The 13106-nt window shown below is 72.5% G+C and carries 11 protein-coding genes; 8 read left to right on the top strand and 3 right to left on the bottom strand.

Annotated elements, in window-relative coordinates; all coding sequences use genetic code 11:
* Positions 1-86: 86 nt before the first annotated feature.
* Positions 87-1400 carry an MFS transporter gene (locus ACGFZF_RS35530; protein ID WP_393561191.1) on the top strand — a complete coding sequence of 438 codons (1314 nt, stop codon included), beginning with the start codon at positions 87-89 and terminating at the stop codon, positions 1398-1400.
* A gap of 65 nt (positions 1401-1465) precedes the next feature.
* Here the strand turns inward: ACGFZF_RS35530 and glgX are convergent, their stop codons facing one another.
* Positions 1466-3586, bottom strand: coding sequence for a glycogen debranching protein GlgX (gene glgX / locus ACGFZF_RS35525; protein WP_393561139.1), 2121 nt, complete (start codon positions 3584-3586; stop codon positions 1466-1468).
* 147 nt (positions 3587-3733) lie between these two features.
* Between glgX and ACGFZF_RS35520 the strand changes: the two genes are divergently transcribed.
* The 4 genes from ACGFZF_RS35520 (at position 3734) to ACGFZF_RS35505 (ending at position 8079) form a co-directional block, all read left to right on the top strand.
* A complete protein-coding gene (locus tag ACGFZF_RS35520) occupies positions 3734-4573 on the top strand; it encodes a Tat pathway signal sequence domain protein (protein WP_393561137.1) in 840 nt (279 codons plus the stop codon).
* 55 nt (positions 4574-4628) lie between these two features.
* A complete protein-coding gene (locus ACGFZF_RS35515; RefSeq protein ID WP_393561135.1) occupies positions 4629-5927 on the top strand; it encodes a copper amine oxidase in 1299 nt (432 codons plus the stop codon).
* A 101-nt stretch (positions 5928-6028) separates the two neighbouring features.
* Positions 6029-7279 carry an SAV2148 family HEPN domain-containing protein gene (locus tag ACGFZF_RS35510; RefSeq protein WP_356608344.1) on the top strand — a complete coding sequence of 417 codons (1251 nt, stop codon included), beginning with the start codon at positions 6029-6031 and terminating at the stop codon, positions 7277-7279.
* Positions 7280-7356: 77 nt separating this feature from the next.
* The gene (locus ACGFZF_RS35505; protein ID WP_393561132.1) at positions 7357-8079 is read left to right on the top strand and encodes a 3'-5' exonuclease; all 723 of its coding nucleotides are present in this window, start codon (positions 7357-7359) and stop codon (positions 8077-8079) included.
* Between the two features lie 48 nt (positions 8080-8127).
* On the opposite strand, the gene ACGFZF_RS35500 is transcribed toward ACGFZF_RS35505, so the two are convergent.
* The gene (locus ACGFZF_RS35500) at positions 8128-8958 is read right to left on the bottom strand and encodes an alpha/beta fold hydrolase (protein ID WP_393561130.1); all 831 of its coding nucleotides are present in this window, start codon (positions 8956-8958) and stop codon (positions 8128-8130) included.
* Positions 8959-9004: 46 nt separating this feature from the next.
* Complete coding sequence (locus ACGFZF_RS35495; protein WP_393561128.1) at positions 9005-9868, bottom strand: phosphotransferase enzyme family protein; 864 nt, start codon at positions 9866-9868, stop codon at positions 9005-9007.
* Positions 9869-10016: 148 nt separating this feature from the next.
* On the opposite strand from ACGFZF_RS35495, the gene ACGFZF_RS35490 reads away from it, so the two are divergent.
* The 3 genes from ACGFZF_RS35490 to ACGFZF_RS35480 are packed head-to-tail and all read left to right on the top strand — an operon-like array spanning position 10017 to position 13083.
* Positions 10017-10946, top strand: coding sequence for a carbohydrate ABC transporter permease (locus ACGFZF_RS35490; RefSeq protein WP_393561189.1), 930 nt, complete (start codon positions 10017-10019; stop codon positions 10944-10946).
* On the top strand, positions 10943-11785 hold the full coding sequence (locus ACGFZF_RS35485; RefSeq protein ID WP_393561126.1) for a carbohydrate ABC transporter permease: 843 nt from the start codon (positions 10943-10945) through the stop codon (positions 11783-11785). Before ACGFZF_RS35490 ends, ACGFZF_RS35485 begins: the two co-directional genes overlap by 4 nt.
* Positions 11785-13083: an ABC transporter substrate-binding protein gene (locus ACGFZF_RS35480; RefSeq protein ID WP_393561124.1), complete on the top strand. Its 1299-nt coding sequence runs from the start codon at positions 11785-11787 to the stop codon at positions 13081-13083. Before ACGFZF_RS35485 ends, ACGFZF_RS35480 begins: the two co-directional genes overlap by 1 nt.
* Positions 13084-13106: the final 23 nt, after the last annotated feature.

The raw sequence follows: 13106 nt of genomic DNA, 5'->3' as shown, positions 1-13106 counted from the left end.
ACGTACGTACCCCGCTGGACGGCTTCTGTGTCATCGCCCCATGCGTCCGTTCGTGTGCATCGCGTTACGTTCGGCCGATGCTCCGGATGTATCGCGACACACTCGGCCTGCTCGGACCGGCGCTGCCGGTGGTCTCGTTCCTCGCCCGGCTGCCGACCGCCATGTGCCAGCTCGGCAGTCTGCTCCTCGTCGCCGAGACGAGCGGCTCCCTGACGACGGCGGGCCTGGCGGGCGGCGCGCTCGCGGCGGGGCAGACGTGCGCCGGACCCGTCATCGGGCGGCTCGCCGACCGGCGCGGGCAGCGCCGGGTGGTGCTCGTGGCCTCCGCCGCCAACGCGGTGGCCGTCGCGGCGCTGGTCCTCGCCGCGCTCGCGCACGTGGCGACCGGCTGGCTGGTGCTGCTGGGCGCTCTGGCCGGCACGACGGTCCCGCAGGCCGGACCGCTCGCCCGGACCCGCTCCGTGGCCCTGGCCCGGGGCGCCGGCGCGGACGACCGGCTCGTGGGCGCGGTCCTCTCCTTCGAAGGAACCCTCGACGAGGTCTCGTTCGTGCTCGGGCCGGCGCTCGTCGGGCTCGCGGCCGCGTTCGCGCATCCGGCGGCGGCCCTGCTCATGGCTGCCGGGCTGCTCGCCGTCTTCGGCACGGCCTTCGCGCTGCACCCCTCGGCACAGGCCGCGCGGCGCCGCCCGGCACCGGCCGTCCCGCCCTCGGCCCCGAAGGGCCGGACGCCTCCCGGCACACCCACGGACGCCGTCACGCCGCCGCCCTCCTGGGGTACCACCCTTACGGGCGCCGCCGAACGGGGACGGCTGCCGCGGTCGGCCTACGTCCTGCGGATCGCGATGACGCTCCAGGGGGCCATGTTCGGCGCCTCGCAGGCCGGCATCACCGCGTTCACCGAGGAACTCGGGGCGCCCGCCCAGGCCGGGCTCGTCTACGCCGCGATGGGCGTGACGAGCGCCGCGGTCGGCCTCTCCATGACCGCGGTGCCCGCGCGGATCGGACCGGCCACGCGCTGGCGCGCGGCCACCGCCGCGCTGGTCGTCCTCTCCGTGCCCCTGCTCCTCGTCGACTCGCTCGGGGCGCTGTACGCGGTGGTGACCCTCCTGGGCGCGGCCTACGCGCCGCACCTCATCACGGTCTTCGGCCTCACCGAGCGGACCGTCCCGAGCGCCCGGCTCGCCGAGTCGATGGCCTTCCTGACGAGCGGGATCGTCGGGGGCCAGGCGCTCGCCCTGGCGCTCGCGGGCCGCCTGGCCGACGGCCACGGGGCGCCCGCCGCCTTCGCGGTGGCGGTCGTCGCGGCCGCCCTGTGCGCGGCCCTGTCCTGGGCTGTCGACCCCCTGGCACCGGCGCCGCGCCCGGTCCCGGCCGGCCCGCCACCGGCGCGCCGCGCCTGACCAGGGGACCGGCCGCGAAGCCCGGCCCCCGGGAGGAGGGCACCCGGGTCCAGTCCGGACAGCTCTCAGGCGGGCCGCTGGAGCACCGTCAGACTGAGCGGCGCCAGCGTCACCCGCTCGCCGGCCGCCACCTTCGGGCCCTCCAGCGGAGGGATGCCCTCAGGGTGGGAGGTGTCGACCACGACGCGCCACGTCTGCCCGTGGTTGACCGGGACCTCGAACTCCAGCTCCTGCGACGACACGTTGAACATCAGCAGGAAGGAGTCGTCGGCGATCCGTTCCCCCTGCGGGCCGGGCTCGGAGATCGCGTTGCCGTTGAGGAAGACCGACAGCGCCTGGGCGTGCGCGGCCTGCCAGTCCTGGGACGTCATCTCCTCGCCCTCGGGGGTGAACCACGCGATGTCCGTCAGCTCGTCGTGGGTGCCCTCGACCGGCCGGCCGTGGAAGAAGCGGCGACGCCGCAGGACCGGATGGTCGCGGCGCAGCCGCACCATCGCCCGGGTGAAGGCGAGCAGCGTGCCGTCCTCCTCGCTGTCCGGATCCGGCCAGCGCACCCACGCGACCTCGTTGTCCTGGCAGTAGGCGTTGTTGTTGCCGCCCTGGGTGCGGCCGAACTCGTCGCCGTGACTGAGCATCGGCACGCCCTGCGAGAGCATCAGCGTGGCCAGGAAGTTCCGCATCTGGCGGGCCCGCAGTTCGCGGATGCCGATGTCCTCGGTGTCGCCCTCCTCACCGCAGTTCCAGGACCGGTTGTGACTCTCGCCGTCCCGGTTGCCCTCGCCGTTGGCCTCGTTGTGCTTGCTGTTGTACGAGACCAGGTCGCGCAGCGTGAAGCCGTCGTGGCAGGTCACGAAGTTCACCGAGGCGAGCGGACGGCGGCCGTCGTCCTGGTAGAGGTCGGACGAGCCGGTCAGCCGGGAGGCGAACTCGGCCAGCGTGCGGGGCTCGCCGCGCCACAGGTCCCGGACGCAGTCGCGGTACTTGCCGTTCCACTCGGTCCACAGCGGTGGGAAGTTGCCCACCTGGTAGCCGCCCTCGCCGACGTCCCAGGGCTCGGCGATCAGCTTGACCTGGCTGACGACCGGGTCCTGCTGCACCAGGTCGAAGAAGGACGACAGCCGGTCCACCTCGTGGAACTGGCGGGCCAGGGTGGCCGCCAGGTCGAAGCGGAAGCCGTCGACGTGCATCTCGGTCACCCAGTACCGCAGACTGTCCATGATCATCTGAAGTACGTGCGGGGACCGCATCAGCAGCGAGTTCCCGGTGCCGGTGGTGTCCATGTAGTACCGGGGATCGTCGGTGAGCCGGTAGTACGACGGGTTGTCCAGGCCGCGGAAGGAGAGCGTCGGGCCCAGGTGGTTGCCCTCGGCGGTGTGGTTGTAGACCACGTCGAGGATGACCTCGATGCCCGCCTGGTGCAGCGCCCGCACCGCCGACTTGAACTCCAGCACCTGCTGGCCGCGGTCGCCCCAGGAGGCGTAGGAGTTGTGCGGGGCGAAGAAGCCGATGGTGTTGTAGCCCCAGTAGTTCGACAGCCCGGCGTCGACCAGCCGGTGGTCGTTGACGAACTGGTGGACCGGCATCAACTCCAGTGCCGTGACGCCCAGTTCCTTCAGGTGCCCGATGACCGACGGATGCGCGAGGCCGGCATAGGTGCCCCGCAACTCCTCCGGCAGCTCGGGATGGAGCATGGTCAGGCCCTTCACGTGGGCCTCGTAGATCACCGTCCGGTGGTAGTCGGTCCGGGGCCGGCGGTCGTCACCCCAGTCGAAGTACGGGTTGACCACGACCGACGTCATCGTGTGCGGCGCCGAGTCGAGGTCGTTGCGCGAGTCGGGTTTCCCGAAGTGGTAGCCGTACACCGCCTCGCCCCAGTCGACCCGGCCCGAGACCGCGCGGGCGTAGGGGTCGAGGAGGAGCTTCGCCGCGTTGCAGCGCTGCCCGTGCTCGGGTGCGTAGGGTCCGTGGACCCGGAACCCGTACCGCTGACCGGGCATCACGCCCGGCAGATAGGCATGGCGGACGAAGGCGTCCGTCTCGCGCAGCTCCACCGCCGTCTCCGAGCCGTCGTCGTGGAGCAGACACAGCTCGATGCGGTGCGCGGCCTCCGAGAAGACCGCGAAATTCGTTCCGGCGCCGTCGTAGGTGGCGCCCAGGGGATACGCCTGTCCCGGCCAGACCTGCATAGATAAGACTCTTCCATTCTGATCCGGGTGTTGGGGGGTACTTCGGCCAGATCCTGCCCGAAAGTAGGGCAACCTCCTAGGACTTCGGCCCGTCCTACCGGGTGACCGCAGAGAAATCGGGGAGACTCTGAGAAGAGTGGGGGAAAAGTGCACGGAATAGTGCGCCGCCACCTGGGGAAGGTGGTGGCGGGCGCCGCCATGGCCGTGACCGGGACGGCCGTCATGGTCGGGATCACGCTCCCGGGGACCGCCGGCGCGGACGACACGGCAGGCAGCGGCACGGCGGGCGGCCGGACGGCCGCGTCCGCGGCGCCCGGATCGACCGCGGGGGAGGGGGGCTCCGCCGGAACGGCGCCGGAGCCCGCGACCCTCGCCACCGCGCCGCCCGAAGGGGCGAAGGGAGTGGGCACCGACCCGCTCACCGACGACGAACTGCGCAGGGCCGAGGAGCTGGCGCTGACCCCGCCCGCCCGGACCGCCCGGCGTGACGTCGAGGGGGCCCGAGGGCCCCAGCACCTGGCCACCGAACTGGCCGACCCGCTGCCCGCGGACGCGAGCGCCGCCACGCAGCCGCGCCGCGCCGAGGTCCGGTTCTACGACTACGGCCGCGACGAGCTGATCACGAGCACCGTCAACCTCGACACCGGCAAGGTCGAGGCGACGGCCGCGCAGCGCGGGGTCCAGCCCTCGGCGCATCCCGAGGAACTGCGGGAGGCACTGGAGCTGATCCTGAAGAGCCCGCTGGGCAAGGGCGTCAAGGAGGACTACAAGGACGCCACGGGCAAGGAGCTGACCTCGACGGAGCAGCTCTGGTTCAACGGCGACGTCTACCGCACGTACCGCGAGGCGAACGTCCCCGCGGCCCTGTCCACGTGCGGCGAGCACCGCTGCGTCCGGCTCGTCACCAAGATTCTCAACGGCTCCTGGATCGACACCCGCAACCTGATCGTCGACCTGAGCGCCCGGACCGTGACCCGCGTCGGCTGACCACCGGCGCCGACGACCACATCTTCCGCACTTCCGTACGAGGGAGTTCGTCCTCATGCACATCCGTTCGTCTTCGCGTGCCCGCAGGCAGGGCGCCGTCCTCGCCGCGGCCGCCCTCCTCGGCACCGCCACCGCCGCGGCCGGACCCGTGAGCGCCGCCACCGCGGCGCCGCCGGCACCGCGCCCCGACTGCTCGGCCGCGTACCGCATCGAGCAGAAGCTCGACGGCGGCACCACCTGGCGCATGTGCTGGCGCTACAGCACCGACTCCGGCCTGATCCTCGACAAGGTCACCTACCAGCCCAAGGGCGAGAGCGCCCCGATACGCGTGCTGACGAGCGCCAAGCTCGCCCAGATCCACGTGCCGTACGACGACGGCAACGCCGAGTACGACGACCTGACCGGTGCCGGCTTCGGCTGGGGCCTGCAGAACCTCAAGCCGGGCGAGTGCCCCGGCGGCACCATCACCTCCGTGAAGGTGCCGGAGATGGGCAAGGTCAACGGCCTGTGCACCACGACCAGGGCGCGCGGCCACGCCTACCGGATGGCCAACGACGAGGGCACCAAGGTCTGGCAGGCGCAGGGCAAGGACCTGCTCGTCTACACCGTCAACAAGGTCGCCTGGTACGAGTACATCACCGAGTGGCGCTTCTCCTCCGACGGCACCATCGCCGCCAACGTCGGCGCCACCGGCAGCCTCGCCCCCGGCGACTACAACGGGACCGACGGCCGCGGCTGGCCGATCGGCAGCGGCGCGAGCTCCTACGCCACCAGCCACGCCCACAACGTCTTCTGGCGGCTCGACTTCGGCCTCGACGGCGCCGTCAAGGACCGGATCGAGCAGTACGACTCCAAGGTCACCGCGCCGACCGGGGGCGGCGGTCCCAAGGTGAAGACCACCCGCACGGCGGTCACCAAGGAACTGGCCGGCGACGCCAGGAACATGCGCTGGTGGCGCGTGGTGAGCGCGACCGGCAAGAACAAGGACGGGCACGCCCGTTCGTACGAGATCGTGCCGGGCCCCTCCAACACGCACGCCGGCCGCGGCTTCACCAAGCACGACATCTTCTTCACCCAGAACCGGGCCTGCGAGCAGTTCGCGAGCAACAACATCCTCGACTGCGGACGCGACGCGCCCGACAGCGTGGACAAGTGGGTCAACGGCGAGACGCTGACCGACCCGGCCGTGTGGGTCAACATCGGGTTCCACCACATCGCACGGGACGAGGACCAGCAGCCGATGCCGGTCCACTGGCAGGGCTTCCACCTGGCACCCAGGGACGTAACCGCTATGAATCCGCTCACTCCGGCCGATCTCGCCGACCAGAACGGCGCTCCGAACCAGGGGAGTTGAGCAAGCAGCCTGCCGATCCTGCTGCACCGCCTTCCGTTCCCGGAGTACCCTTCGTTGATCTTTGTCAGACGGGGCGTCCAGGAGCAGAAGGCGGTGCGTGGGTGAGCTCGGGAGGTCTGGAGCTGCCCCCAGGTGACGCGGGTCACGAGGGGAGTTCCCCCGACCCCGGGGAAGCGCCGCCCGGAGCGGTGTCCGTCGCCCGGCCGATGGAGATCGGCGCGGAGCTCGACTGGGGGGCCGAGGCATGGAGCGAGGTGCGGACCCGGGCCCAGCGGGCCGGCCGTGCCTATATCTGGCTGAATCTCGTCGAGCAGCGACTGCGGGCCGTCGTGGCGGCCGTGCTGCGGCCGGTGTACGAGCCCGTCCACGGCGACGACTGGGTGGTGGCCGCGGCCGGGCCGGCGGGCCAGGAGTGGGTGCAGCGCGCCGTGGCCGTGCGCGAGGTCTCGCGGCGCAAGGGCTATCTCCTCGACCCGGCCGACGACAACGTCCTGAGCTTCCTGACGCTCCCGCAGTTGCGGGAGCTGATGGTGCAGCACTGGCCGTGCTTCGAGCCGTACTTCGACGACCGGCGCGAGGTGGAGCTCGCCCTGGACGAGCTGGAGGTGACGCGCAACGTCGTCTCCCGCAACCGGGCGCTGTCGCTGACCGTGCTGGCCCAGTCGGAGCGGGCCTCCGCCCGGCTCCTGGAGATCCTCGGGAGCGGGGCGGGGGTGCCGTCCGCCGACCGGCTGCCCGTGGACGCCGTCGAGGACCTGGTCGGCGACCGGTACGCCGACGTGGTCTCCGTCCACCCCGACCGGGTGCGCCTGCAGCGGCAGCTGCCCGCCGAGGACCTCTTCGGCGGGGCCCGGCGCCTCGACGCCACCGGGATAGGCCTGAACCTGCTCGTCCAGAACTTCTCCGGGCGGCGCCTGGTGAGACTGGCCGAATCCGGCTGCCGGATCCGGCTGCTCTTCCTGAACCCGGCCAGCAGCGCCGTCAAACGCCGCGAGCGCGAACTCGGCCTCAAGAAGGGCGAGCTGAGCCGTTCGGTGGAGATGAACATCCTCCACATGCGGCGGGTCCGCTCGCGGCTGCGGGACCCGGGCGCCTTCCAGATCCACGTCTTCGACGAGACGCCGCGCTTCACGGCGTACCTGGTCGACGGGGACGGCCCGGACGGCCTCGCGGTCGTCCAGTCCTATCTGCGGCGGGCGCGGGGGATGGAGGCGCCGGTGCTGGTGCTGCGCGGCGGCGGGCGCAACCTGGTGCGTTCCGGCCAGCCGGTGCGCGACGGCGAACACGGACTTTTCGAGACGTACCGGGAGGAGTTCGAGTCCGTCTGGCTCGACTCCCGGCCGGTCTCCTGAGCCGCGGGCCACGGACGGTGTCAGTGGCCCGTGGGAGGGTGAGCAGCACCACGGGGGAGATCACGTAAGGAGGCCCGATGGCTTGGCATGGGGAAGCGCTGGTCGGTTTCGACCTGGAGACCACCGGCACCGAACCGCTGGAGGCACGGATCGTGACGGCCTCGATCGTCGGGGTCCACGGTGGACGGGTGATGAGGCAGCGGGACTGGCTCGCCGATCCGGGCATCCGCATCCCGGCGCAGGCGTCCGCGATCCACGGCATCAGCAGTGAGCGCGCGGCGGCCGAGGGGCGCCCGGTGCGCGAGGTCGCCGACGAGGTCGCCGAGACCCTGACCGGGTACTGGGCCCAGGGCGTACCCGTCGTGGCCTACAACGCCGCCTTCGACCTCACCCTGCTCTCGGCCGAGCTGCGGCGGCACTCGCTGCCCTCGCTCGCCGACCGGCTCGGCGGAGCCGCCACCGGACCGGTCGTCGACCCGTACACCATCGACCGGGCCGTCGACCGCTACCGCCGCGGCAAGCGGACCCTGGAAGCGGTCTGCGGCGAGTACGGAGTCGTCCTGGAGGCGGCCCACCAGGCCGCCGCCGACGCGTTGGCCGCCGTGCGGGTGGCCGTCGCGATAGCCGAGCGGCACCCGGCCGTGGCCGCGCTGACGCCGGCCGAACTGCACGAGCGCCAGATCGGCTGGTACCGCGCCTGGGCCGAGGATTTCCAGGACTTCCTGCGCCGCAAGGGGAACCCCGACGCGGTCGTCGACCCGGCCTGGCCGCTGCGGGATCTCGCCCCGGTGTCCCACTGACACCCCCGCGGGGCGGCCGCGGTGGCGGGCCGGCGGACCCGACCGGCCTCAGCCGATCGGGTTCTCGGACAGGAAGTCGAGGAGCAGCGCGTTGACCTGCTCCGGCTTCTCCAGCGGCAGCCAGTGGCCCGCGTCCTCGATCCGCTCGTAGCGCCAGATGCCGTCGACGTGCTTGGCGGTGCCCGCCATCGACGCCTCCGTCATGAAACGGTCGCCGGTGCTCCAGACGCCCATCACGGGGCCGGGCAGCGCGAAGGCGGGTCGGTCGGGGCCGAACTGCGCCTCGGGCGGCAGCCCCGCCCGGTAGACGTTCAGCGCGGCGGTGAGCGCGCCCGGTGCCCGCAGCGGCTCGATGACGGCCCCGGCCTCGGGGTGCTCGGCCAGCATCTCCCGCAGGTGGGCGAAGTCGTCACGCGACAGCCAGTCCTCCGCGAGGCCCGCCAGCTGGAACAGCAGCAGGTACCAGGACCGCTGCTTCTGCTCCCAGCCGGCGTCCCGGACCGCCGAGAGGTGGCCCACCGACAGGATGCTCAGCGAGGCGACCCGCTGGGGCGCGGCCGTGGCCAGCCCCTGCACCATGCCCGAACCCCAGTCGTGGCCGACCAGATGGGCCCGGTCGATCCCCAGCCGGTCCAGCAGCTCCAGGAGGTCGCCGACCGACCGCGCCGGGGCGTACGCCTCCGGTCCGCCCTCGGGCCGGTCCGAGGCGCCGAAGCCGCGGAGCGTGGGGGCGACGCACATGTACCCGGCGGCGGTCAGGGCCGGGACCTGGTGACGCCAGAGGCGGTGCGTGTCAGGGAAGCCGTGGACCAGGAGCACGGCCGGGCCCTCGCCGCTCACCTCGACGTCGAGGGTCGCCCCGGACAGTTCCACGCGCATCGCAACACCCCGTTCGGACAAGGAGGATCGGTCCCGGGGAATCATGTCAGAACGGGTACCAGCGCACCTCCGGGTCGCCGTCCCGCAGCGAGGCCACCCGCCGCTCGAATTCGGCCAGGGCCTTGGGGTTGGTCGGCGCGTGCTGGGCCACCCAGGCGCAGCTGGCGGTCTCCCGGGCACCGCGGAGCACGGCGCACCCCTCCCACGCGCGCACGTCCCAGCCGTAGGCCTCGGTGAAGGCGTCGTACGCCGCCGGATCCAGCCCGTACCGGTCGCGGGAGAGCGCGAGGACCACCAGGTCGTGCTCCCGCAGGTCGGAGGAGAAGGTCTCCAGGTCGACGAGGACGGGACCGTCGGGGCCGACGTGGACGTTGCGCGGCAGGGCGTCCCCGTGGATCGGGCCGGGGGCCAGGTGCGGGGTGAGGGCGGCGGCCGCCGGAGCGAAGGAGTCGCGCCGTTCCCGCAGATAGGCCGCGTCGGCCGGGTCGACCGCGTCGCCCGCGAGCCGCAGCCACCGCTCGACCCCGCCGAGCAGGTCGCGGCGGGGCAGGGTGAGGGAGGCGGGCTCCGGGAGGGCGTGGATCCGGCGCAGCAGAGGGGCCAGGTCGCGGGGCTCGGCCGGCCGTACGGCGGCGGGCAGCCGGTGCCAGAAGGTGACCGGGTGGCCGTCGACCAGGCGGGGCGCGGCTTCCGCCGCCCGTACCGCGGGGATGCCGGCCTCGGCCAGCCAGGAGGCGAGCGTCAGTTCGCGTTCGGCGCGGGACAGCAGCTCCGCGTCCCGGCCGATCTTCACCACGAGATCGCCCGCGCCGAAGACCGCGTTCTCCCCCAAGGAGAGGAGGGGGGCGTCCTGTTCCCGGGCCGGCAGCCCCGTGGCGGCCAGGATCTCCCGTGCCCGCGCCTCGTCCATCCGAATCTCCGTCTCTCCCGTTGCCTATGCGAATCAGCCAAAGTCTCGCATCCGTGCGGGCGGCCTTGACGGGACCGACGCCCTGTCAGGACCATGACGGAGACCGGGGCATGTGACATAGCGCACATAAGGGGTCGTATCGGTGAGTGTGGTGTCCGCGACGAAGCGGTCCGGCGGACGGACGGCCGCCGGAGCGAACCCCGGCCCCGGGCGGGACCACGGCGCGTGGTTCCTGGTGCTGCCGGCGCTGATCCCCATCCTGGTCCTCAGCGTGGGCCCCCTGCTCTACGGCATCGCCCTCGCCTTCACCGACGCCCAGTCCGGCCGCACCCGCTCCACCCGGTGGGTCGGCACCCTCAACTTCCAGGACCTGTTGCACGACACCCTGTTCTGGGAGTCGTTCCGGATCGGCCTGGTGTGGGCCCTCGGCGTCACCGTCCCGCAGTTCCTGCTCGCCCTCGGGCTCGCGCTGCTGCTCGACCAGAACCTCCGTCTGCGCCGGCTGGCCCGGGCGCTCGCGATCGTGCCCTGGGCCATGCCCGAGGTCGTCGTCGGCATCATGTGGCGCCTGGTCTACAACGCCGACGCGGGCATTCTCAACGAGACCGTCCGCGACCTGGGCCTCGGGGACGGACACGACTGGCTCGGCGGACCGGCCACCGCACTGGCCGCGGTCGTCGTGGTCGGGGTCTGGGCGGGGATGCCGCAGACCACGGTCGCCCTGCTCGCCGGCCTCCAGAACACCCCGCGCGAGCTCCACGAGGCCGCCGCCCTCGACGGCGCCGGAGCCTGGCGCCGCTTCCGCACGGTCACCTGGCCCGCCCTCAGACCGGTGGCGCTGGCCATCACGGCGCTCAACTTCGTCTGGAACCTCAACTCCTTCGCCCTGGTCTACGTGCTGACCAACGGCGGCCCCGGCGGCCGGACCCGGCTGCCCATGCTCTTCGCCTACGAAGAGGCCTTCCGCTACGGGCAGTTCGGCTACGCCGCCGCCATGGGCTGCGTGCTCGTGGCCGCCGTCTCCGTGCTCCTCGCCTTCCATCTCGTCGGACGACTGAAGGGGGACCGGGACCGGTGAGCGCTCTTCGCCCCAGCAGGCCCGCGCGGTTCGGCCAGTACCTCGCGCTGCTCGCGTACCTGGCCTTCCTCGCCTTCCCCCTCCTCTGGCTGGTCTCCACCGCCTTCAAGCCCGCCCCCGAGCTCGGATCGCTCCACCCCACCTGGATCCCCCGGGACCCCACCTGGGCCAACTTCCGGCAGGCCTTCGACGAACAGCCGCTGCTCCGGGCCGCGGGGAACAGCCTGCTCGCCGCGCTCGCCGCCGCCCTCGTCTCGGTCGCCGTCGCCACCCCCCTGGCCTACGTGACGGCGCGCACCCGCGGGAAGGCGGCCTCGGCCGTCACCGGCTGGGTCGTGGTCAGCCAGGCGTTCCCCTTCGTCCTGGTGATCATCCCGCTCTTCCTGGTCCTGAAGAACCTGCGGCTGATCGACAGTCTTCTCGGCCTGGTCATGGTGTACGTCGTCTGGTCGCTGCCGTTCGCGCTGTGGATGCTGGTGGGATACGTACGGGCCGTGCCCGCCGAACTGGAGGAGGCCGCCGCCGTCGACGGCGCCGGCCGGGTCCGCACGCTCGTCTCCGTCACCGCCCCGCTCCTCGCCCCCGGGATCGTCGCCACCGCGCTCTTCGCCTTCGTCACCTCCTGGAACGAGTTCTTCTTCGCGCTCGTGCTGCTCAAGAGCCCGGAGAAGCAGACCCTGCCGGTCGTCCTGACCCACTTCCTGGGCGCGGAGGGGGTCGCCGATCTCGGGCCGCTGGCCGCGGCCGCGTTCCTGGCCACGATCCCCTCGCTCGTCGTCTTCGCGGTCATCCAGAGACGGATCACCGGGGGCGCGCTGGCCGGGGCGGTGAAGTCCTGATGCGCCCGCGGATCTGGGCCGCCGTCACCACCGTCCTCGCCCTGCTGCTCACCGGCTGCGCCGCCGGCGGAGACGGCCGGGACGACGGGACCGTACGGCTCCGCTTCCAGTCGCTGGCCTGGCAGAAGGAGTCCGTCGACGTCAACAAGGAGCTGGTGGCGGAGTGGAACGCCGCCCATCCCGACATCCGGGTCGAGTACGTCCAGGGCAGCTGGGACTCCGTCCACGACCAGCTCCTGACCTCCTTCGAGGGCGGTGAGGCCCCCGACCTCATCCACGACGCCTCCGACGACCTGGCCGACTTCGCCTACGGCGGCCGCCTCGCGGATCTGAGCGACCTGCTGCCCGCGCGGCTGAAGGCGGACATCCCCGCGCGCAGTTGGGAGACCACGACGTTCGGGGACGGGATCTACGGGGTTCCGTTCCTCCAGGAGCCGCGCGTGATCATCGCGAACCGGCGGATCCTGGAGTCCTCGGGCGTCCGGATCCCGACCCCCGAGGCCCCGTGGAGCTGGGAGGAGTTCCGCCGCGTCACCCGGGAACTGACGGCGACGATGGGGCCGGGGCGGTACGCGATCGCCTGGCCCCTCAAGGAGCCGGTCTCGGTCAGCCTCAACCTCGGTCTGTCGACGGGCGGGCGGCTCTTCCACCGCGGCGCGGACGGCCGGGTGACGATCGGCTTCGGCGCGGCCGACGGCATCGTCCCCGGCACGGTCCACGACCAGGTGAACACCGACCGGAGCGCGGCTCGTTCCACGCTCGGCACCGGCGGCTCGGACACCCTGCCCGGCTTCTTCGGCGGCCGCTACGCGATGGTCCCGCTGGGCTTCTCGTACCGGCAGCAGATCGCCCGGCAGGCACCTCCCGGCTTCGAGTGGACCGTGCTGCCCGCGCCCGCCGGACGTGAGGGCCTCGCCCAGGGCGTCAGTCCGCAGACGCTCTCCATCGCCGAGGACAGCCCGCACAAGAAGGAGGCCGCGCAGTTCCTCGACTTCCTTCTCCAGCCCCGGAACACGGTCCGGCTGGCCCGGGGCGACTGGATGCTGCCGACGGGTACGGCGGCGCTGGCCGATCCCTCGCTGCGGACCGAGCGGGACGGCTGGGCGACCGGGGCAGCGGTCGCGGAACACCTGCGCTCGGCGCCCGCGCAGTCGGTGCGGGGCTATCCGGAGTGGAAGGACAAGGTGGCGACCCCGGCGTTCCAGGAGTACTACAGCGGCGCCATCGACGCGGCCGAGCTGCGCAGGCGCCTGGTGGAGGACGGGAACCTGGTGCTCGCCCGGTATCAACGCCGCTGACGGGACAGGGAAGCGGGCGCCCA

The organism is Streptomyces sp. NPDC048338 (assembly GCF_043201055.1).
GTDB lineage: Bacteria > Actinomycetota > Actinomycetes > Streptomycetales > Streptomycetaceae > Streptomyces.
This window is presented reverse-complemented; position numbering and strand designations above follow the sequence as displayed.

Bases quoted from the DNA above. Each gene is read 5' to 3' on its own strand.
- ACGFZF_RS35530 (WP_393561191.1), top strand. From the start codon at position 87: ATGTATCGCGACACACTCGGCCTGCTCGGACCGGCGCTGCCGGTGGTC.
- glgX (WP_393561139.1), bottom strand. From the start codon at position 3,586: ATGCAGGTCTGGCCGGGACAGGCGTATCCCCTGGGCGCCACCTACGAC.
- ACGFZF_RS35515 (WP_393561135.1), top strand. From the start codon at position 4,629: ATGCACATCCGTTCGTCTTCGCGTGCCCGCAGGCAGGGCGCCGTCCTC.
- ACGFZF_RS35505 (WP_393561132.1), top strand. From the start codon at position 7,357: ATGGCTTGGCATGGGGAAGCGCTGGTCGGTTTCGACCTGGAGACCACC.
- ACGFZF_RS35500 (WP_393561130.1), bottom strand. From the start codon at position 8,958: ATGCGCGTGGAACTGTCCGGGGCGACCCTCGACGTCGAGGTGAGCGGC.
- ACGFZF_RS35495 (WP_393561128.1), bottom strand. From the start codon at position 9,868: ATGGACGAGGCGCGGGCACGGGAGATCCTGGCCGCCACGGGGCTGCCG.
- ACGFZF_RS35480 (WP_393561124.1), top strand. From the start codon at position 11,785: ATGCGCCCGCGGATCTGGGCCGCCGTCACCACCGTCCTCGCCCTGCTG.